Annotated in this window: 21 protein-coding genes; 15 read left to right on the top strand and 6 right to left on the bottom strand. The window is 34.7% G+C overall.

Annotation, left to right across the window (positions count from 1 at the left end):
- On the top strand, window positions 1-726 hold a 726-nt coding region (locus RTP52_RS14445), incomplete at its 5' end, for an LCP family protein (RefSeq protein WP_312372147.1).
- Window positions 727-862: 136 nt separating this feature from the next.
- Here RTP52_RS14445 and RTP52_RS14440 read toward each other — a convergent pair.
- Window positions 863-1,735 carry an AraC family transcriptional regulator gene (locus RTP52_RS14440; RefSeq protein ID WP_312372146.1) on the bottom strand — a complete coding sequence of 291 codons (873 nt, stop codon included), beginning with the start codon at window positions 1,733-1,735 and terminating at the stop codon, window positions 863-865.
- A gap of 395 nt (window positions 1,736-2,130) precedes the next feature.
- On the opposite strand from RTP52_RS14440, the gene RTP52_RS14435 reads away from it, so the two are divergent.
- The 3 genes from RTP52_RS14435 (at window position 2,131) to RTP52_RS14425 (ending at window position 5,176) form a co-directional block, all read left to right on the top strand.
- Window positions 2,131-2,580: a MarR family winged helix-turn-helix transcriptional regulator gene (locus RTP52_RS14435; protein ID WP_312372144.1), complete on the top strand. Its 450-nt coding sequence runs from the start codon at window positions 2,131-2,133 to the stop codon at window positions 2,578-2,580.
- Between the two features lie 15 nt (window positions 2,581-2,595).
- The gene (locus RTP52_RS14430) at window positions 2,596-3,435 is read left to right on the top strand and encodes a DegV family protein (RefSeq protein ID WP_312372142.1); all 840 of its coding nucleotides are present in this window, start codon (window positions 2,596-2,598) and stop codon (window positions 3,433-3,435) included.
- Between the two features lie 763 nt (window positions 3,436-4,198).
- Window positions 4,199-5,176, top strand: coding sequence for a phosphotransferase enzyme family protein (locus tag RTP52_RS14425; RefSeq protein ID WP_312372141.1), 978 nt, complete (start codon window positions 4,199-4,201; stop codon window positions 5,174-5,176).
- 64 nt (window positions 5,177-5,240) lie between these two features.
- On the opposite strand, the gene RTP52_RS14420 is transcribed toward RTP52_RS14425, so the two are convergent.
- Window positions 5,241-5,903: a M48 family metallopeptidase gene (locus tag RTP52_RS14420; RefSeq protein WP_312372140.1), complete on the bottom strand. Its 663-nt coding sequence runs from the start codon at window positions 5,901-5,903 to the stop codon at window positions 5,241-5,243.
- Window positions 5,904-6,445: 542 nt separating this feature from the next.
- Here RTP52_RS14420 and rplU point away from each other — a divergent pair.
- The 8 genes from rplU (at window position 6,446) to rsfS (ending at window position 11,130) form a co-directional block, all read left to right on the top strand.
- The gene (gene rplU / locus RTP52_RS14415) at window positions 6,446-6,754 is read left to right on the top strand and encodes a 50S ribosomal protein L21 (protein ID WP_012200565.1); all 309 of its coding nucleotides are present in this window, start codon (window positions 6,446-6,448) and stop codon (window positions 6,752-6,754) included.
- 19 nt (window positions 6,755-6,773) lie between these two features.
- The gene (locus RTP52_RS14410) at window positions 6,774-7,103 is read left to right on the top strand and encodes a ribosomal-processing cysteine protease Prp (RefSeq protein WP_312105834.1); all 330 of its coding nucleotides are present in this window, start codon (window positions 6,774-6,776) and stop codon (window positions 7,101-7,103) included.
- Between the two features lie 45 nt (window positions 7,104-7,148).
- Window positions 7,149-7,436 carry a 50S ribosomal protein L27 gene (gene rpmA, locus RTP52_RS14405; RefSeq protein ID WP_312105835.1) on the top strand — a complete coding sequence of 96 codons (288 nt, stop codon included), beginning with the start codon at window positions 7,149-7,151 and terminating at the stop codon, window positions 7,434-7,436.
- A gap of 407 nt (window positions 7,437-7,843) precedes the next feature.
- Complete coding sequence (gene obgE / locus RTP52_RS14400; RefSeq protein ID WP_312372139.1) at window positions 7,844-9,133, top strand: GTPase ObgE; 1,290 nt, start codon at window positions 7,844-7,846, stop codon at window positions 9,131-9,133.
- A 45-nt stretch (window positions 9,134-9,178) separates the two neighbouring features.
- On the top strand, window positions 9,179-9,469 hold the full coding sequence (gene yhbY, locus RTP52_RS14395; RefSeq protein ID WP_312372138.1) for a ribosome assembly RNA-binding protein YhbY: 291 nt from the start codon (window positions 9,179-9,181) through the stop codon (window positions 9,467-9,469).
- Between the two features lie 16 nt (window positions 9,470-9,485).
- Window positions 9,486-10,088 (top strand): nicotinate-nucleotide adenylyltransferase, encoded by a 603-nt coding sequence (gene nadD / locus RTP52_RS14390; RefSeq protein WP_312372137.1) that lies wholly within the window; start codon window positions 9,486-9,488, stop codon window positions 10,086-10,088.
- Window positions 10,089-10,113: 25 nt separating this feature from the next.
- Window positions 10,114-10,704, top strand: a complete 591-nt coding sequence (gene yqeK / locus RTP52_RS14385) for a bis(5'-nucleosyl)-tetraphosphatase (symmetrical) YqeK (RefSeq protein WP_312372135.1) — start codon at window positions 10,114-10,116, stop codon at window positions 10,702-10,704.
- A gap of 63 nt (window positions 10,705-10,767) precedes the next feature.
- Window positions 10,768-11,130 carry a ribosome silencing factor gene (gene rsfS / locus RTP52_RS14380; RefSeq protein WP_312105841.1) on the top strand — a complete coding sequence of 121 codons (363 nt, stop codon included), beginning with the start codon at window positions 10,768-10,770 and terminating at the stop codon, window positions 11,128-11,130.
- A 138-nt stretch (window positions 11,131-11,268) separates the two neighbouring features.
- On the opposite strand, the gene lexA is transcribed toward rsfS, so the two are convergent.
- A complete protein-coding gene (lexA, locus tag RTP52_RS14375; protein ID WP_312105843.1) occupies window positions 11,269-11,883 on the bottom strand; it encodes a transcriptional repressor LexA in 615 nt (204 codons plus the stop codon).
- A 402-nt stretch (window positions 11,884-12,285) separates the two neighbouring features.
- Here lexA and yneA point away from each other — a divergent pair, with 402 nt between their 5' ends.
- Both yneA and RTP52_RS14365 read left to right on the top strand, forming a co-directional pair.
- Window positions 12,286-12,636 carry a cell division suppressor protein YneA gene (gene yneA, locus RTP52_RS14370; RefSeq protein WP_312372133.1) on the top strand — a complete coding sequence of 117 codons (351 nt, stop codon included), beginning with the start codon at window positions 12,286-12,288 and terminating at the stop codon, window positions 12,634-12,636.
- A gap of 393 nt (window positions 12,637-13,029) precedes the next feature.
- On the top strand, window positions 13,030-13,530 hold the full coding sequence (locus tag RTP52_RS14365; protein ID WP_312105846.1) for a hypothetical protein: 501 nt from the start codon (window positions 13,030-13,032) through the stop codon (window positions 13,528-13,530).
- Window positions 13,531-13,733: 203 nt separating this feature from the next.
- Here the strand turns inward: RTP52_RS14365 and aroA are convergent, their stop codons facing one another.
- The 3 genes from aroA to aroF are packed head-to-tail and all read right to left on the bottom strand — an operon-like array spanning window position 13,734 to window position 17,243.
- Window positions 13,734-15,044, bottom strand: coding sequence for a 3-phosphoshikimate 1-carboxyvinyltransferase (gene aroA / locus RTP52_RS14360; protein WP_312372131.1), 1,311 nt, complete (start codon window positions 15,042-15,044; stop codon window positions 13,734-13,736).
- Window positions 15,045-15,103: 59 nt separating this feature from the next.
- The gene (locus RTP52_RS14355; protein WP_312105850.1) at window positions 15,104-16,213 is read right to left on the bottom strand and encodes a prephenate dehydrogenase; all 1,110 of its coding nucleotides are present in this window, start codon (window positions 16,211-16,213) and stop codon (window positions 15,104-15,106) included.
- A 16-nt stretch (window positions 16,214-16,229) separates the two neighbouring features.
- Window positions 16,230-17,243 carry a 3-deoxy-7-phosphoheptulonate synthase gene (gene aroF / locus RTP52_RS14350; protein ID WP_312105851.1) on the bottom strand — a complete coding sequence of 338 codons (1,014 nt, stop codon included), beginning with the start codon at window positions 17,241-17,243 and terminating at the stop codon, window positions 16,230-16,232.
- 434 nt (window positions 17,244-17,677) lie between these two features.
- On the opposite strand from aroF, the gene fusA reads away from it, so the two are divergent.
- Window positions 17,678-19,771, top strand: coding sequence for an elongation factor G (gene fusA, locus RTP52_RS14345; protein ID WP_312372129.1), 2,094 nt, complete (start codon window positions 17,678-17,680; stop codon window positions 19,769-19,771).
- Window positions 19,772-20,039: the final 268 nt, after the last annotated feature.

Here is a 20,039-nt window from a genome sequence, read left to right as displayed (position 1 = left end):
ATAAATACAAAGGATAATACTTTAAAGCTCCTTTCTATCATGAGAGATTTGTACATTGATATTAAGGGTCATGACAAAGATAGATTAAATTCCGTTTATGCGAAAGGTGGAATACAATTATTATATGATACGATATATTCAAATTTTGGAATATCTTTAGATGGATATTTGCTTGTGAATTTTGAGGAATTTGAGCAAATTGTTGACTTATTAGGGGGAGTTAATGTAACTCTTACGAAAAAGGAAGCGGAGTATTTGAATGTTCACAATTATATTTCGAAGCCAGTTAATAGAAATGTTGTAGAAGGGGAACAGTTGATGAATGGTAACCAAGTCTTAGGATACTGTAGAGTTAGAAGAGTTTCCACTGGAACCGAAAGTAATGATTTTGGCAGAACTCAAAGACAGCGAAAAGTATTACAAAGCATAATAAATAAATTAAAATCGAAAAATATGATAAGCCTAGCATTAAAATTAGATGAAATATTGTCTACAGTATATATAACAACAGACATAGTAAAAAGTGATTTTAAAGAGTACCTAACCATCGGGATGGACTTAAACCTGGATAATATAGAAACTTTAAGAATACCATTAGATAGGAATTATAGAGATTTAAAAGTACCAAGTGGGAAAAATTACAAATCTGTTTTAGAAATCAAAGATTTAGAAGAAACGAAAGAAATTATTAATTCTTTTCTTAAACCAAGTGATAAAAAGCAATAAAAATAAATGCTATTTGCTAATATCATGCGAGGTATAAGTAGAATAAGTAGATAATAAAACTGAATTAATTAAGAGAGAGGGTAAAAGCATCCATTGCTTTCACCCTCTTAATAGTTATGTTAATTTTGCGATTGGTCTATTTCTTAGGAACAACTCTTACCCATGTTTCTTCATAGCACTTTCCGTTAGAATCAGAATAATACATTTCAAAATCATAGCCCTCAACGATCTCATAGTTTGCTGTTGGTAACCAATCAGTGTAAACACGAGAGATTAGACTTTGAATCGCATTTGAAGTGTCCTCAATATCATGAAGTTCATTCACAAATATCGCCCAGGTGGCTTTTGGTATATCAACTACTGTATAATCTGCTGTGTTGCTCAGCGGTGTTTTCATTACACATAACATATACGGAAAAGTAGTTCCTTCCATATTACGGTAACAGCACACTGCATTTACTATACTCGGATATCCAGCAGATTTTATAAGATTGTCGAATGCACCATTCTTCATGTTCTTAAGCCAAAATTCAGGGATTTCTTTTAAGTTTTGACCTTCTTTCGTATCGAAAATCCCCTCAATACCATAAACTTGAAATGCTTCTTTTTCTACAATTTTATAATTCATTTCACTTACTCCTTTTACAGAAATTTGAAAGGAAATGCGCGGAAATGCTTTTATATTTGCTCCCATGCTGCGCGCCGCTGTAGGAGTAACGCCATGTAAAGTTTGAAACGCTCTGGTAAATGCTTCGGGAGATTCATAACCATAATTTAATGCTAAGTCTATGATTTTTACATCGCTATTTTGTAGCTCAAAAGCTGCCATCGTCATTTTTCTTCTACGGATGTATTCAGATAACGTAATATCGGTCATAAACGTGAACATTCTTTGAAAGTGATACACAGAGCAACAAGCAACTTGTGCGATTTTTTCATAATCCGTCTTCCCTTGCAAACTATTTTCGATATAGTCCATAGCACGATTCATGTCATCAAGCCATTTCATATGCAAACCTCCTTTCTGTAAAATGATAACACAGCTGAATATCAATTACCTTGCAATAATTGCAAATAAAAATCAGATTAGCAAGATCAATTAAACTTCTTTGTCTTTTGAGATTTCATATTACCATATTTCTCGACGATTTTCCACTTTACATTTACAATTTGCTAAGGATAGACATATGCATACAATGACGAGCTTTTTTGAAGTAACTGTGAACTATAAAATGGAAAATACTATGAACTATAAAATGAAAAATACTATGAACTATAAAATGAAAATTACTATGAACTATAAAATGAGAAAATACTTTGAACTTCAAAATATCTTGACGAATTTGAAAACTGCTGTTATAATTCGAAATAGTTTGAAGTTCAAAGTAAATGGAGGTAACCAAGTTGAATGTCTACGAGGTGCAGTTAAATGATTTTTTTGTCACGATATTTAATGACATATTAAGACTAGAAGAAGGTTCCTTAGCGAAAGGAAAACATAAAGTATTATCTGTAAATGAGATGCATGTCATAGAAGCAGTGTATAACAGTGAGGGAGAAGATAAAAATACGATGAAGGAGTTATCAGAAAGGCTAATGATAACAGCGAGTAGCTTAACTATTGCTGTAAAAACATTAGAGCAAAAAGGATATCTCATAAGAAATCGCGCACAAAGTGATAAGCGTAAGGTATATGTATGTACTACAGAGATAGCGAAAGATGCTTATCAAGAACATCTAGAATTTCACAAGAAATTGATCGCAAACGTTTCAGAACAGTTAAATGAAGCGGAGATCGCAGCACTTACTCTGGCATTAGGAACATTGCATCGATTCTTTAAAAAACTTAAGTAGTAGGAGGAATTCCCTATGTTACACATTATAACTGATTCAACATCCGATATAACACAAGCGCAAGCAGAAAGAGAAGACTTGATTGTAGTACCTCTACATAATTTATTTGGTGTAGAGGAATACCTTGATGGTGTTACAATTTCAACTGAGGAGTTTTACCAAAGACTAGCGACTACAGAAGAATTACCAACATCAAGTCAACCATCTCCAGAGGAATTCTTAACTCATTTTAACCGTTGTAAGGAAGAGGGGAGTAGTGCAGTTGTTATTACACTCTCTAGTAAATTAAGTGGAACCTATCAAAGTGCTAGCATTGCAAAGGATATGTGTGAATATGACGAAATCTATCTTGTTGACAGTCTTACTGCAACCCTAGGTTTAAATTGTCTAGTTCAATATGCTAAAACACTCAGAGAGAGAGGATTATCTGCGAAACAAATCGCTGAAGAGTTAGAAAATAAAAAACAAAAAGTCAGAATATTTGCTCTAGTGGATACGTTAAAATATTTAAAAAAGGGTGGACGGTTATCAGCATCTGCAGCCCTTGCAGGAACATTACTTAATATCAAACCTATAATAGAAGTGAAAGACGGTATCGTTGAGGTTGCTGCTAAGTCCAGAGGAATACAAGGTGCATATAAGAAAATGACAGAGTTGGTAGAAGAAGCGAATGGCATCGATATGGAGTTTCCATATGTCATAGGATATACTGGCGATATTAATTTAACACAGAACTTTGATATATATATAAAAGAGAATCTAAAAAAACAAGATATTACTAAGATTGCCATTGGTAGTACAATTGGTGTTCATGTAGGGCCAGGTGCATGTGGAATTGGATTCTTTAGTAAATAATGTAGAGTAAACTTTAGTTACATGAAAGACCTTAAGAAGTCTAGATTACAAAAATGTAAGGTTAGAGAGTTCTTTGTAAGTCATATCGATGGTTTGAATAAATAATATGCTTTATACTTAATTGTAGGTTGCATGAGGAATAAATCAAATAGGAGAGAGCTTATGAAGAACAAAAAGCGAAAATTGTTTGTAACTATTGTTGTTGTCTTAGTTGGATTCGTAGTATATGAGAATATGTTATTTAAAAAGGGATTTAAAAGGAAATAAAAACAAGAATAAAAAAGATAACATAATATCAAAGAATCTATTAGTAAACAAATGAATTATAATTCTTTGTATTATACATGATAGAGAAAAGTACGCGAGAAGCGTACTTTTTTTGTTGCTAGTTTTTTTGTAGCAAAATCTAAATAGTTGAAGATTCATATAATATATGGCCCGAGTAGCATAATTAGATTGACATGATTTACCAGATGTTTTATAATAATAATATTATAAATACGAAAGGGGTGTTAATAAATTGAACAGTATGGTGATCCGTAGTTAATATTTAAATACAAATGTATCCTTTCGTTATTCTGAACTTAGTAGGCAATTACCTATTAAAATTTGCAGAACACTCGAATGGGGGTGTTTTTTTTGTAGCCTTTTTTACCGAATTATAACAAAAGATAAATTTCCTACTGATTGAGCATTGAAATTATTTCATATGGTTATTGTAATCAACTTGTTTTTATATTATTGAAAGAAAGGTAAAGATTCTATGTTAAAAATGAGACATTTGATTGAAAATTATGAGTTAGCAAAAGATCTATTAAAAAACTGGGAGTATGATGAGGAGAATTTGGATGAGATGTTATCTTATTTTCGTATTTCCTCCAATGCTATTTATCCTTTTTGTTATAAGAAACAAGTCCGTTTTATAAGAATTGCTCCAACTGATGAAAAGCGGAAAGAGAATATTTATGGGGAAATAGAATTTATACAATATTTAAGAAAACACGATTTTAAAGCCCTATGCCCGGTTCCTTCAAAGAATGGGGAATTTATTAGGACGGTCAATACAAAGTGGGGAGAGTATTATGCTACCGTTTTTGAGAAGGTATCAGGGAAACAAGTGGAAGCTTTAGAATTCTCGGAGAAAATGTATTGTGAATGTGGAAAAACAATGGGAAGAATGCACAGACTATCATCCGAATATAAAACTATCATAAAAAAGTGGACTCATGAGGATGTTCTAAATGAAATAGAGACGATGTTAACCTTCTATCATTGCTCTAATAAAGCAAAGATAGAGTTAGCTAACCTAAGAGTTGAACTTGCAAAGCTACCAAAAACTCAAATAACCTATGGCCTTATTCATTATGATTTTGAACTAGATAATGTATTTTATGATGAAAAAACAAATACCTGCTCAGTTATCGATTTTGATGATGGAATGTATCACTGGTATTCTACAGACATAGAACAATTTTTTGAATCAGTATCTGAAGAAAATAGCGAACTTGAGGCTGAACAAGCAAAAATAGCATTTTACGAAGGATATCAAGCCGAATTTCCAATATTAGAGGAGACAAAAAATAATATGCATTTGATGAGACGCTTCATAAATTTGTATTCCTATGTGAGGATTCATCATTGCCTAAGTGATTCTTTTACGAGTGAACCAGAATGGATGACGGAACTGCGTGTGAAATTAACGAATATGCTAAAATCAATCGAAGAAACTTGGCAATTCTAGAGAATCGAGTACTTAGTTAAGTGAAGATTCAGTAAAACAAATGATTAACCTCATCAGGAGTTAATTAAATAGTCATGAATGCTCCAAATCGTGCTAAGTAATCCTGGTGCATTTTATAGTCCTTATCATACATACCAACTTTTCGCCAAAAAGACCGGTCATGATTTAAATGCATGATATGACAAAGCTCATGAATTACAACATAATCAATCGCACTTAGTCTGGCCATGGATAACTTGTAGTTAAAGGTCAGTTGTTTCTTTGAGTTACAGGTCCCCCAGGTAGCTGGAGAATCTACAATAGTGAAGCTTTTTGCTTTTACCTGAATGATTGGCTCGTAGATAGCAAGACGTTCTGTAATAATCTCCTTGGTTTTCGCTGTGTAAAATTTTTTAAGAGCTTCTTGTGCTTCATCCTCTGTCGCAGGAGTCGCAGGAAGCTCAGATAAAAGATCAGATAGTTTGTGAACTTTACCAAGAAATAAAAAGTTTTCGTCACTTTCATATGTTTTCACACTGGAAAGATAAGTGCGATTACTCATTCTTTCTTCAAATTTTAATATAGCCTTTGAATTGGATTTCATAAAGGCATTGATTTCTTCTAATGTCGATTTTTTTGGAGCTTTTAAAGTGATTAGACCTTCCGGTGAAAAATCAAGGTTAAACTTGCTAGCTTTTGTGTATTGTATTTGAAAACTGATAGACTTATCATTTAGTATAATTTCCATATAAATCCTCCATTCTGTACGCAATCCCGCAAATTTTGGGGACAGTACAAATTCATGTGTAAAAATCTTGATTTTTCACACTATCCAAACAAGCCCGCTCAGTAGGCAATCTGATATTCTGTGCCGAGGACGATGCAGGTACAAATACCCGTGTGGGAATTGTTTTTATTTTTACATTACAATATTTCTATATTGAAATATATCTTAATATTTTTATTAACGAAATGAAACAACTTCAATTTTATTATTTTTCTGATAAGTATTGTAAGTGAAAACATTTCATTTGTCCACGAATTTAAGAAAAGTTGCAGAAAACTATTGTGATGTATAAAGTTAATTATTTTGGCAATTGTAAGAAAAGAATTAGTTCATTTCCAGTGATTCGATATAAGTGGCTAATCTTGTAGAAATGAGTATTTTCTTATTGACAATCGCTGTTAGTTATGCTAAACTTCTTTAGTGTGCCGCACAACGAGGTTCAAGTTCTGCTTATTTTTAGGTAGACACCATAGTTGGCGAGTAATGATAATGGGAGGTGCCATATGTACGCAATTATAGCAACAGGTGGTAAACAGTACAAAGTAGCCGAAGGCGATATCATTAAAGTAGAAAAGCTTGGTGTAGAAGCTGGAGCAACTGTATCTTTTGACCAAGTTCTTGTTTTAAACAACGGACAGGTTGTAGTAGGAAATCCTACTGTAGCTGGAGCTAGTGTTTCTGCAACAGTTGTAGAAGAAGGCAAGAATAAGAAAGTCATCGTTTACAGATATAAGAGAAAGTCCGGATACCACAAGAAGAATGGTCACAGACAGTCTTATACTAAGGTTAAGATTGACAAGATCAACGCTTAATCATCGATGAGAGGTTGATATGATTAAAGTATCAATTCATCAGAATAAAGATGGTAAAATCAATGGGTTTCGATGTAAAGGGCATGCAGGTTATGCAGAGTCTGGTCAGGATATTGTTTGTTCTGCGGTTTCGATACTTGTGATAAATACCATTAATTCCATTGAACAGTTTACTTCGGATACTTTTGAATATAAAGAGGATGAAAAAAGCGGTTTAATTGAATTTAAGGTAGTCTCAAATCTATCTGATCGTACGGAGGTATTATTATCCTCTTTACTATTAGGACTTCAAGGTATTGAAGAAGGATTTGGACGTGATTATATTAAAATCGATAAACGGATACAGTAGCAGGTGTGATGGTATCCTAACCTATCATATAAGGAGGTGTAGGTCATGTTAAAGATGAACCTTCAATTTTTCGCTCATAAAAAGGGTGTTGGTTCTACTAAGAACGGTAGAGATTCAGAGTCCAAGAGACTTGGTGCTAAGAGAGCTGACGGTCAGTTGGTATTAGCTGGAAACATTCTTTACAGACAACGTGGTACTAAGATTCATCCAGGCGTTAATGTAGGACGCGGTGGAGATGATACATTATTTGCTTTAGTAGACGGTGTTCTTAAGTTTGAAAGAAAGGGTAGAGACAAGAAACAAGCTAGTGTTTACCCAGTAGAAGCTAAATAATTTGAACAAGAGAAACGGCTTACCGCTTCATCTTGTATTAATCGTTATAATTTAGTACAACGATACACTAGAGGGCTGTTTCAAAATGAGTCTTTTTCTTCATAGTAGAGAGTTAAGAATTTCTTTCTATTGTGACAAACAAACGCACGTCGTATGTTTGCAAGAGGTTTCATTTTGAAACAGCCCTTTTCTTCCATGCTAAATAGAGAAGAATTTCCATTGATGAAAAATGACTAGAGTGAAATACTAAAGTTATTATATTTAGTTTCATATAGATTAATTTTGAGGTTTGTGTTTTGATAAAGGGCACAGGCTCTCTTTCAGGTTATTATTCATGACAAGTGAATTGGCTGCCAATTCTTCTTGTTGGTATAGATGGGCGCTAAAGCGCCAGAATTGAGGTTATAATGTTCGCAGATAGTGCAAAAATTTTTATACGCTCCGGAAAAGGTGGCGATGGACATGTTTCCTTCCGTCGTGAAATCTTTGTACCTGCTGGCGGTCCTGATGGAGGAGACGGCGGTAAGGGCGGAAACGTAATATTCGAAGTTGATGAAGGGTTAAATACTCTTGGTGACTTCCGTTTGAAGAGAAAGTATTGTGCTTGTGATGGTGAAAACGGTCAAAAAAAACGTTGTTCTGGTAAAGATGGAGAGGATTTAATCATCAAGGTTCCAGAAGGTACCATTATTAAAGAAACAGAAACAGGTAAAGTTATCACTGATATGTCGCATGAAAATCGTAGAGAGGTAATCCTTCGCGGTGGTCGTGGCGGTAAGGGTAATCAGCATTATGCAACTCCAACAATGCAGGTACCAAAATATGCTCAGCCAGGACAAAAGGCAATGGAGCTAAATGTTACGTTAGAGCTTAAAGTAATCGCAGACGTTGGCTTAGTAGGATTCCCGAACGTAGGAAAATCTACATTTTTATCACGTGTTACTAACGCAAAACCAAAGATTGCAAACTATCATTTCACAACATTAAATCCTAATCTTGGCGTTGTAGATTTAGATGGTGCAGATGGTTTTGTTATTGCCGATATTCCTGGATTAATTGAGGGCGCTTCCGAGGGAATTGGTTTAGGACATGAGTTCTTAAAACACATTGAACGAACAAGAGTAATCATACATCTTGTAGATGCTGCATCAACCGAGGGTAGAGATCCGGTGGATGACATTGAGAAAATTAATCATGAATTATCCTCCTATAATGAAGGATTATTATTAAAACCACAGGTTATTGCAGCAAATAAGATGGATGTCTTATATGGCGAAGAGGAAGAGGAAGCAATAAATAAAATCAAAGAAGCTTTCGAACCAAAGGGAATTAAGGTATTTCCAATTTCTGCGGTTAGCGGAAAAGGCGTCAAGGAATTGCTTTTCTATGTAAGTGATTTATTAAAGACAGTTGATGATACACCAATTGTATTTGAGAAAGAATACTTCCCAGAAGAAAATCTAGTGTGGGATGAGCCTTACACAGTTGAGTACGATGAAACGGAAGAAGTTTATGTAGTAGAAGGTCCTCGTATTGAAAGAATGCTTGGATATACTAACATAGATACAGAAAAAGGATTCGAATTCTTCCAGAAGTTCTTAAAGGAAAATGGTATCTTAGATCAGTTAGAGGAGTTAGGAATTAAAGAAGGCGATACAGTCCGTATGTATGGTCTTGAGTTCGATTACTACAAATAGCACCATAGGAAAAAATAGCGGAAAAATGATGGAATGGAGTCAAGTATGACAAGTAAACAAAGAGCATATTTAAAGGGTCTTGCAATGAACATAGATCCAATTTTTCAAGTTGGTAAGGCGAGCATATCTCCTGAACTAACAACTGGTATCTTTGAGGCATTAGAGAAAAGAGAATTAATTAAGATATCAGTGTTAAAAAACTGTTTAGATGATCCAAGAGAAATCGCTTCTGTTTTATCAGAGCGTACTCATTCAGAAGTTGTTCAGGTCATCGGTAAGAAAATAGTATTATATCGTGAGTCAAAGGAAAAGAAGAAAATCGAATTGCCAAAGTAGTGGGAGTGAATCGGTTATGAGAAAAGTTGGTATTATGGGTGGTACATTTAATCCTATCCACTTTGTTCATCTATTGCTTGCGGAAGCTGCTTATGAGCAGTATCATTTGGATGAAATAGTATTTCTGCCTTCGAAGCGACCAGCGTATAAACCATTATCGGAGTTAGTTGAAGAAGAGCATCGATTTCATATGATTGAATTAGCAATTAGTGATAATTCACATTTTTCTGTGTCTGATATGGAGTTCCATAGAGAAGGGAATACGTATACCGCGGATACGTTACTTGAGTTATCAAAGAAGTTTCCTGATACAGAATTTTATTTTATTATAGGTGGGGATTCTTTATTTGGACTTGAGAAATGGTCAAGACCAGAAATTGTCATGGAAAAAGCTCATATCGTAGCGGCACAACGGGATGATAAAGACAATGAGCGCTTGGTGAAGAAGATGATGGAACTAAATGAGAAATATAAGGCGAAGATAGACCTATTACAAGTGCCAATGATGGAAGTATCATCACGAATGCTAAGAGAACGAGTAAAGGAAGGACAGTCAATCCGATATTTTTTACCAGAAACCGTTAGGAGTTATATTATACAACACGGGTTCTATCTCTAAAGTTGGAGCGATTGATAAGGAAGCGATGAATCAATTCGTAGAGCAGATTGAAGAGCAGATGAAACAGTTACTACCAGCCAAGCGTTATGTGCATACGGTTGGGGTTGCCTATATGGCTGCATCCCTTGCAATGTGTTATGGAGAAAATGTTGAGAAATCTATGATTGCAGGTTTACTTCATGATAACGCAAAATATATACCTTTTGAGGTAGCATTCGAAGAATGTAAGAAGGCGGGGATTGAAGTTTCAGAATGTGAGCGAAATAGTCCGATGCTATTGCATGGGAAATTAGGAGCTTATTATGCAAGAACCAAATATGGTATTCATGATGAAGAAATTTTATCATCGATTGTTTATCACACGACAGGAAAGCCAGCTATGACATTTTTGGAGAAAAATATATTTCTGTCTGACTATATTGAGGTTCATAGAACGCAAAATACAAAGCCTATACTTGATATGATCCGAACTACGGCGTTTAAGAACCTCGACTTATCGGTTTATTATGCACTAGATAATACATTACAATTCTTAAAGTTTAATAATCGCTTGATTGACAGAATGTCATTTGATGCACTGGAATATTATAAAGTAAAAATCAACAAAGGGAAGTAAATGTTATAAGTTGATATATAACAATAGTAGTAGATTTAGAAATTGGAATAAGGAGAATGACGAATGGAAAATATTTCGAAGGAAATGGTACGTCTTGCATTTAAAGCATTAGAGGATAAAAAGGCAGAAGATATTAAAGTAATTGAAATCGGAAACATTTCTGTCATTGCAGATTATTTTGTCATAGCAAATGGTAACAATCCTTCTCAAGTAGAAGCTATGGTAGGAGCTGTAGATGAAGAGTTAACAAAGAACGGTTATCAAGCTAAGAGAATTGAAGGTGTTAAATCTTCAGGCTGGGTATTGATGGATTTTGGCGATGTTGTCGTTCATATCTTTTCGAAAGAAGACCGTTTATTCTATGATTTGGAGCGTATTTGGAGAGATGGCAAAGATGTATCTCTCGATATCTCTAAGGAAGCTTAATGAAGGAAACAAGAAAAAGTACGCTTTGCGAACTTATCCTTGTATGAATAATACAACTCGAGTAATGATAGGAAGCAAATTTTGCTCCACATCATTAACTCGAGTTGTTTTTGTTTGCTATTAGATTGTGTATATGATTTAAAATAAACGGAATAATCCGATTACGATACCAAGAATTTGCACATCTTCAACAATAATAGGATCCATAAAATCATTCTCTGGCTGTAAGCGGTAATAACCTTTTTCTTTATAGAAAGTCTTTACTGTAACAGAATCATCAATTAAAGCAACAACAAAATCCCCATTTTCTGCTGTTGTCTGCTTTTTCACAAGTATTTGATCACCATTAAAAATACCGGCATTAATCATACTGTCGCCCTTTACTTTTAACATAAAGGATTGTTCGTTTGGCATATACTCTGTTGGTATTGGAAAATATCCATCAATGTTTTCCACTGCTAAAATAGGCTGACCAGCAGTAACGGTACCAACGATAGGTACATTTACTAATTCTCTTCTTGTTAAATTAAATTCATCGTCAACGATTTCAATCGCTCTCGGTTTTGAAGGGTCTCTTCTTATGTAACCGTTCTTTTCTAATGTCTCAAGATGGGAATGAACAGATGAAGTAGACTTTAAATTAACGGCTTCACAAATCTCCCGAACTGCAGGTGGATAACCTCTGCTAATTATTTGTGCCTTTAAATAGTCAAGTATTTCCTGTTGCTTTGCACTTATTTTCCCATATCCCATTTGGATACCTCCATTCTTTATCCCTTATATCAGAAAGCCATGGTTATGTACTTCCATCTAACTCATAGTGTAATAGATAATATTAATGATTATGATTGACCGTATTACTTACAATATATTGATCTCTTAATACAAATAGAAACTATCTTTATTCCTAATGTCAGTATCAACTAGGAAATCTAAATATGGTATATAATAACTCAACTGATACCATTATATCACAATAAAAAAGAGAATGCAAAACCTATGTTCGATTTTTTAAGACTTTTATCAAATGTTTTTATATAAACTATTGACATACGAATATATGTTCGATATAATTAAGAAAACATATGTTCGAAAACATTTGTTCGATATAAAGATTGAACCCATTTACATATTTAGTTTATTGTGGAGGATGCTATGAGAGAAAGTAGTGTTAGGAATTATTCAGAAGAATTTGTAAGTTTTATAAAATATCACTTTAATCATAAGGCAGTAGGTTTTTTATTTGTTGTCATCATTTTATTTTATCTGATTTCTATTATTCCTACGAAGATAGCGTATGCAGACCAGAATACCGTAAGTTATAAAACTTTTCAGAGTGTAGAAATTAAGGCAGGGGATACTCTTTGGTCTATTGCTACGAAGTATTATACAGAGGAATATAAAAGTATACAAAATTATATAGAAGTAATAAAAGAAAGTAATTCTTTAAAAAGCGATACCATACATAGTGGATGTTTTTTGATTATTCCATATTATCAGAACTAAAAGCGTGTTCTGATAATCAGAGAGCAGTATTATCAGAACTAAAATCGTGTTCTGATAATCAGAAAGTAGTATTATCAGAACTAAGAACGTGTTCTGATAATCAAAATTAAAGATGCACCTTCATTAGGAATCTACTCCGATGTAAGTGCTTTCATAATTTTATAAAATATTAATAGGAAATTTTGTCGTCTTATTGTATAATATAGAGAGAAACTTCTTGTGTGATTTTTGTAACAGGTTATGTAATAACATAAAACTGCTACAAACTTAGATCATACGAGGAACGTTGAAAGGGGTATAGTCATTTGTGGAAAGCATTTACATAAACGACAAATATTCTTTTGAATGCAACGTGAGAAAAGATAGGCTATATAAATAAGGAGACTAAGTAATATGAAAAAGTATGCCAGGTTGATAGGTCTTATTGTTTTATTGTTAATTGTAACAGAAGTGACAATTTACGTGAACAAAAATATCGACAGTAAATTGAATACAAACGATCGCGGTAGGACTGTAGAAAGTCTTAGAGCAGCGGTAGCAAAATCAGATTCAGCAAGTAAAGGACTTAATCCGTATACAGAATTTTGGGATTATGAAATAAAATTATTACGTGACGATTATCCGACAACTAAGACCGATATATTTGATTATGTGGATAAGGACTTGTGGAATACTAAGTTAACAGCTATCATAGAGCGTATTAATACAGAATATGTGGATGATCAGACCATCTTGGCAGAGGTTAAGACAGTGATTCCTCAGAACTTCTTAAGAGACATCTTTAATGAGGACATGGATAAAGGCTACTTCCGGTCTGTATTGCTATTAATGGAAGATGACTATAACAAGCAACAATCAACACAGCCAACACAAGAGCCTAGTGTGACCGAATAAATATAAAAAAGAATCTTAATTCTTTCTTATCACAAGAGAGAATTAAGATTCTTTTTATTATTCAGACAGAAAAGCTCTTGATGTGTACCTAACTTGTTGGATTTAGCCAGTTAAGTATATAGTGAGTTTATTTGCAGAGTGATGCGCTTTATGCAAAGCACGAAACTCTCACTATGCAGATTGAGTATATGTGATGTATTTCTTTAATTATTACAGGTTAGTCGATGCAAATCTTGATAAAATTCTGGATAGGAGATGTTAACACATTCTGCACCTTGAATAGTCGTTTCTCCTTCGGCCATTAGGCTTGCAATAGCGAAGGACATTGCGATACGATGATCTTCTTTGCTATCGATGACAGTACCAGTTAGATTCTGACCTCCGTGAATAATCATTCCATCTTCGGTTGCGATAACATTGGCACCCATATGTTTCAGTTGTTGTACCATAACATCTATTCGATTGGACTCTTTCACTTTTAATTCAGCTGCGTCCTTGATGATTGTGTCGCCTTCTGCAAAACATGCAACAACAGCAATAACGGGTATCTCATCAATAAGACGTGGAATAATACTTCCTTCAATCACAGTACCATGAAGTTTACTGCTTCTAACCCTTAGATTGCATACTGCTTCACCTTCTTGGTTCTTTAAATCTTCTTTCGTAAGATCAGCACCCATCGCAAGTAAGACATCGATGATACCATCACGTGTCGGATTTACACCAACATTATTTATAACAAGTTCAGAATTAGGGAGGATACAAGTAGCAGCAAGGAAATAAGCGGCAGAAGAGATGTCTCCTGGTACATGAACATTTTGTGCAATTAACTTTGGCTCTGGTTGAATAGTCACTGTTTTGTCATTTACGGTTAGATTTGCACCGAATTCTTTTAGCATAAGTTCGGTATGATTCCTCGAAACATTAGGCTCAGTAACCGAAGTTTCTCCTTCTGCATATAGACCTGCTAATGGAATAGATGATTTCACTTGAGCAGAAGCAATAGGGGAATGATAATGAATGCCCTTTAAGGTAGACTTTGTTTCGTTTTGATAGGACCCATGAATGCATAGTGGAGCACAGCCGTTGCCTAGAACAGTTTTTATATCAGCATTCATTAAACTTAACGGTGTAATAACTCGATTCATTGGTCGCTTTTGTATAGAACTATCCCCAGTAAGATTGCTTTCAAATGTTTGACCACTTAATATTCCAGAAATAAGACGGAGTGTTGTTCCACTATTACCTACATCAAGTATAGTAGAGGATGGAGTTAGACCATGAAGTCCCTTTCCGTGAATTCGAATTACTTGCTTTTCAGGGTCTTCTTCTATACTGATTCCTAGTTGTCGAAAACACTGTATGGTTGAGAGACAGTCGGCACCATTTAAGAAATTATGAACTTCTGTAGTTCCTTCTGCTAAAGCTCCAAACATAACTGCACGGTGTGAGATAGACTTATCACCGGGCACGGTGAGGGTACCATTTATCTGTTTCACTTTATGAAATTTCATACCAATTCCTTTCTGATTTTATAAAAATAAGTTGTGATATCATCTCAATACAACTATCCCTAAGAACGTTCATATAACACATAATTATGGGTTTGTAAGGATTTCTTTGCTTTTAATAAGGCTTCCTCTGAATAGAGTTCAATACGTAGAACACCTTGTTCAAATTCACGGTTGTGTATGATACCGATATTTTTTATACTAACACCATTGCTTCCAAGCAGGGTAGCAATGATGGCAATTGCTCCTGGTTCGTCAGTAATATCAATATATAATTCAAAAATACGATGAATGATACCTTTGGAATTTGGAATTTGATTACGATAGATACCAGCAGACTCAAAAATCTGATAGAGATATTCAGAATCTTGTTCTTCTAAAGCAGTGATTACTTGATCTAAATTGCTCTGAAACTTTTTTAGACTATGTATAATACTGTCTTTATTCGTAAGGCAAATATTTTGCCACATGGATGGAGAGGAAGAAGCAATTCTTGTGATATCCTTAAAACCACCGGCAGCTAATAATTTACGTTTTTCACTTAGATCATCCGACTCTCTGACAAGATTAACAAGTTCCGCAGCAATAATGTGTGGAACATGACTGATATCAGCAGTTATGTTGTCATGATCTTTTGGATCAAGAACAATCGGTATCGCATTGATTCGCTTTACGATATTAGTAAATGTAATCACTTGCTTTTTAGCTACGTTATCCGATGGAGTAAGAATATAGTAAGCATTTTCTAATAGTAACTCACTAGAATTTAAATAGCCACTTTTTTCAGAGCCAGTCATTGGATGTCCACCAATAAAATGACGATCTAATCCGAAATCCTCGATAGCAGTATGCATGATTGATTTAACACTTCCTACATCCGTTAGGATGCAAGTATCTTTGATACAAGCCTTTAATTGTGGCAGGTAGGATAAGTTTGCCCTAATTGGTGCACACAAAAAGATAACATCGCAATTAGAAAAATCTTCACTCAAGTTATGGCTTATGCTATCTATTGTACCATCGGATAAAGCAATCTGTAAGTATTCAGTTGATATGCTATTTTCTTTTTCATAGGCTACGATGGTACAAGGAAAATGATTAGCCCGTAAGGCCTTGGCGATGGAACCACCAATCAAACCAAGACCTATAAATCCTATGCATAAATGTTTCATATGCGTTCAATCCTTCCTAGAAGCGTTTTCCAGCCAGTTCGGCGTATGGACGTAACTCCTTCATAAGTTCATCGAATTGGTCAAAGGTTAATGACTGTGGTCCATCAGAAAGCGCTGTAGCTGGGTCTGGATGTGTTTCAATCATCAATCCATCAGCTCCTGCAGCTATCGCACATTTTGCAAGAGGAGCGATATAACGTCTAACTCCAGTTGCATGACTTGGATCCACAATAATTGGTAGATGACTCTTATGTTTAATGACAGGAACTGCACTAATATCTAGTGTATTTCTTGTTGCAGTTTCAAAGGTTCTGATACCACGTTCACATAAGACTACATTTGGATTACCTTCCGAAATAATGTATTCGGAAGCGTTTAGCCAATCTTCAATCGTTGCAGCTAGACCACGTTTTAAAAGAACAGGTAAACCAGTTTTACCAGCTTCTTTTAGCAAATAGAAGTTTTGCATATTTCTTGCTCCAATTTGTAACATATCAACATATTTTACTGCGGCTTCAATTGCAGCAAGACTAGTAACCTCACAAACGACTGCAAGACCTGTGGCTTCTCTTGCCTCCTTCATATACTTTAAGCCTTCCTCCTCGAGACCTTGGAATGAGTATGGGGAAGTTCTTGGCTTATACGCACCACCTCTTAAGATGGTCGCACCTGACTTTTTGATAGCAATCGCTGTCTCAAGAACCTGATGTGCACTTTCTACTGCACATGGACCGGACATTACACAAAGTTCGTCGCCACCGATAGTTGTATTACCAACCTTAATAATAGATGGTTCTGGATGAAATTTTTTGTTTGCTAACTTATAGGTCTCAGTTACAGGTAAAATATGATCAACATCCTCTGCAATCTCAAGATTGCAGCAAGATAATTTACTTTTATCTCCTATGACACCAATGATGGTGACTTCTTTTCCAGCCGAGATATGCGCATCAAGTCCTTTTTCTTTAATCTGTCTCAATATATTGTCAATAGACTCTTTTTTTGCATTTGGCTTCATAACGATTATCATAACTTTATCTCCTAACATACGTATAGTATTTACCAAAATCTGAATTGTATTGTACCTTATTTTATTTTTAATGTCAATACTATGACACTTTAAAGCGTTACGCTTTAAAGTGTGTAATAATCCGGAAATTATAGAATTTTTATATTGAAATACCATAATAAGGGATAAAAAGGAGAAAATTATCTAAGTCTCACAGTTGTGAAAAAATAATTTTAAAGTGTCACATTTAATAGATTTATGTATATTGTTTAGAATTAATCAACTTCAAAAAATAGATTTGTGATAAATGTATAAAACTATTGTAAGTTTATTGAAAATTAGGTAAAATATATAGGAGGGAATAGGTTATATCCCATACAGCAAATGTGATCTGATATAAATCAATTCTTATATTGGAAGGCAGTTTGACTATAAAGTAATGGAGGACAACAGACATGGAGACTTACAAGTATGAGAAGATTCGTAATGTTGTATTGTTAGGACACGGTGGTAGTGGTAAAACAACCTTAGTGGAAGCTATCGCTTATACAACAGGAATTACGAACCGACAAGGCAAGGTCGAAGAAGGTAATACAATCAGTGACTATGACAAGGAAGAAAATAAACGACTTTTTTCCATTAGTACTACAGTTGTACCGATAATCTGGGAAGACACGAAGATTAATTTACTAGACACGCCAGGTTATTTTGATTTTGTAGGTGAAGTGGAAGAAGCATTACTAGCATGCGATGCGGCAATAATTGTTGTTTCAGCAAAGTCAGGCGTTGAAATCGGTACAATGAAAGCTTGGGATTATTGTGAAAAATATAAACTTCCAAGAATGTTCTTTGTAACAGATATGGATGATGATAATGCAAGTTTTAGAGCAGTAGTAGAACGATTAGAAGAACTGTATGGAAAGAAAATAGCACCATTCCACTCACCAATACGTGAGAATGAAAAATTTGTTGGTTTTGTTAATGTTGTAAAGATGGCAGGTCGTAGATTTACAAAGTTAAGTGATTATGTAGAATGCGAAATTCCACAATACTCTATGGAATATGTAACTAAATACCGTGAATCATTGTTAGACGCGGTGGCAGAATCCAGTGAAGAGTTAATGGAAAAATATTTTGAAGGAGAAGAATTTACTCCTCAAGAGATATCTACTGCTCTTCGTAGTAGTGTGATTGACTGTAGTATTGTACCAGTACTTATGGGTTCTGGTTTATATGCTAGGGGCACCAGAATGATACTTGAAGCAATTGAAAAGTATTTTCCTTCGCCAAATAAGGGAGTACTTACTGGTGAAAATACGAAAACGGAGGAAAACTTTGCAGCGGATTACGATGCAAACAAACCAATGACTGCCTATGTTTTTAAAACCATTGCAGACCCATTTATTGGTAAATTCTCATTGATTAAAATATGTTCGGGGGTACTAAAGTCAGATTCAGTAATCTATAATGCTGATAAAGATACTGAAGAAAAATTATCAAGACTTTATGTATTGCGCGGAAAAGAACAAATTGAAGTTAAGGAGCTGTATGCAGGAGATATTGGTGCCATTGGAAAGTTATCCAATACAGTAACCGGTGATACACTATCAACGAAAGCAACTCCTATTGCTTATGCACGTCCGAAATTATCAGTACCATATGCTTATCAAAGGTTCAGAACGAAGAACAAAGGAGATGACGATAAGGTTTCCCAAGCACTGCAAAAGTTAATGGAAGAAGATTTGACCTTACGTGTTGTTAATGACAAAGAAAATCGCCAGACTCTATTATATGGTATTGGAGAGCAGCAATTAGAAATAGTAGTAAGTAAAATGTTACAACGCTACAAAGTAGATATAGAAATTATGAAACCAAGAGTACCTTATCGTGAGACGATTCGTAAAAAGGTACGTGTACAGGGTAAATATAAAAAACAATCCGGTGGTCATGGACAATATGGAGATGTTCATATTGAATTCGAACCATCTGGTGATATGGAACTTCCTTATGTGTTTGAAGAAAAAGTATTTGGTGGAGTTGTTCCTAAGAACTTCTTCCCAGCGGTAGAAAAAGGTATTGCAGAAAGTGTATTAAAGGGGCCTTTGGCAGGATATCCTGTTGTTGGTTTAAAGGCTACTTTAGTAGATGGTTCCTATCATCCTGTTGATTCTTCGGAAATGGCATTTAAGATGGCAACGATTCAAGCCTTTAAGCAAGGAGTTATGGATGCAACACCAATCCTGCTCGAGCCTATTGTTACTTTAAAGGTTTTAGTACCAGATAAATTTACTGGAGATATTATGGGTGACTTAAACCGTAGACGAGGCAGAGTATTAGGTATGAACCCTCTTCATAACGGAAAACAGGAAATCGTAGCTGATATACCACTTTCTGAGACCTTTGGTTATGCTACGGATTTACGTTCCATGACTGGTGGTATTGGCGAATACTCATACGAATTTGCAAGATACGAACAAGCTCCTAGCGATGTCCAACAGAAAGTTATTGAAGAATCTGAAAAATATGCAAATTCGGAAGAGGTTGGTTAATGTTATTAGTGAAAGTAAGAAGAATATCATATTAATTCTTGTGGATGAAGTAATAAGATTTGAAAAGATATCGTAGAAGTTCGCTATAACAAGTAATCTAAACTGAAGGAATTTATGTAAAGATTTATAAAACGTAACAAAGGAAACATACCGGAGTAGAAGCATAACAATTGTTGTGCTTGCCTAGGTATGTTTCTTTGTTTCTGTATATTTCATATAATACAATCATGGGCAAGAACCACAAGCAATTGAAAATACAATCTGTGTT

It is taken from the genome of Lachnoclostridium sp., from assembly GCF_031997925.1.
Lineage (GTDB): Bacteria > Bacillota > Clostridia > Lachnospirales > Lachnospiraceae > Lachnoclostridium.
The sequence above is the reverse complement of the archived record's forward strand: the minus strand, read 5'-3'. Positions and strand labels throughout refer to the sequence as shown.

Coding starts and splice junctions, on each gene's coding strand:
- rsfS (WP_312105841.1), top strand. CDS start 10,768: ATGGAAAATATTTCGAAGGAAATGGTACGTCTTGCATTTAAAGCATTA.
- yqeK (WP_312372135.1), top strand. CDS start 10,114: ATGAATCAATTCGTAGAGCAGATTGAAGAGCAGATGAAACAGTTACTA.
- nadD (WP_312372137.1), top strand. CDS start 9,486: ATGAGAAAAGTTGGTATTATGGGTGGTACATTTAATCCTATCCACTTT.
- fusA (WP_312372129.1), top strand. CDS start 17,678: ATGGAGACTTACAAGTATGAGAAGATTCGTAATGTTGTATTGTTAGGA.
- RTP52_RS14365 (WP_312105846.1), top strand. CDS start 13,030: ATGAAAAAGTATGCCAGGTTGATAGGTCTTATTGTTTTATTGTTAATT.
- RTP52_RS14425 (WP_312372141.1), top strand. CDS start 4,199: ATGTTAAAAATGAGACATTTGATTGAAAATTATGAGTTAGCAAAAGAT.
- RTP52_RS14410 (WP_312105834.1), top strand. CDS start 6,774: ATGATTAAAGTATCAATTCATCAGAATAAAGATGGTAAAATCAATGGG.
- rplU (WP_012200565.1), top strand. CDS start 6,446: ATGTACGCAATTATAGCAACAGGTGGTAAACAGTACAAAGTAGCCGAA.
- aroA (WP_312372131.1), bottom strand. CDS start 15,044: ATGAAATTTCATAAAGTGAAACAGATAAATGGTACCCTCACCGTGCCC.
- RTP52_RS14440 (WP_312372146.1), bottom strand. CDS start 1,735: ATGAAATGGCTTGATGACATGAATCGTGCTATGGACTATATCGAAAAT.
- RTP52_RS14430 (WP_312372142.1), top strand. CDS start 2,596: ATGTTACACATTATAACTGATTCAACATCCGATATAACACAAGCGCAA.
- aroF (WP_312105851.1), bottom strand. CDS start 17,243: ATGATAATCGTTATGAAGCCAAATGCAAAAAAAGAGTCTATTGACAAT.
- rpmA (WP_312105835.1), top strand. CDS start 7,149: ATGTTAAAGATGAACCTTCAATTTTTCGCTCATAAAAAGGGTGTTGGT.
- lexA (WP_312105843.1), bottom strand. CDS start 11,883: ATGGGATATGGGAAAATAAGTGCAAAGCAACAGGAAATACTTGACTAT.
- RTP52_RS14420 (WP_312372140.1), bottom strand. CDS start 5,903: ATGGAAATTATACTAAATGATAAGTCTATCAGTTTTCAAATACAATAC.
- yneA (WP_312372133.1), top strand. CDS start 12,286: ATGAGAGAAAGTAGTGTTAGGAATTATTCAGAAGAATTTGTAAGTTTT.
- RTP52_RS14355 (WP_312105850.1), bottom strand. CDS start 16,213: ATGAAACATTTATGCATAGGATTTATAGGTCTTGGTTTGATTGGTGGT.
- yhbY (WP_312372138.1), top strand. CDS start 9,179: ATGACAAGTAAACAAAGAGCATATTTAAAGGGTCTTGCAATGAACATA.
- obgE (WP_312372139.1), top strand. CDS start 7,844: ATGTTCGCAGATAGTGCAAAAATTTTTATACGCTCCGGAAAAGGTGGC.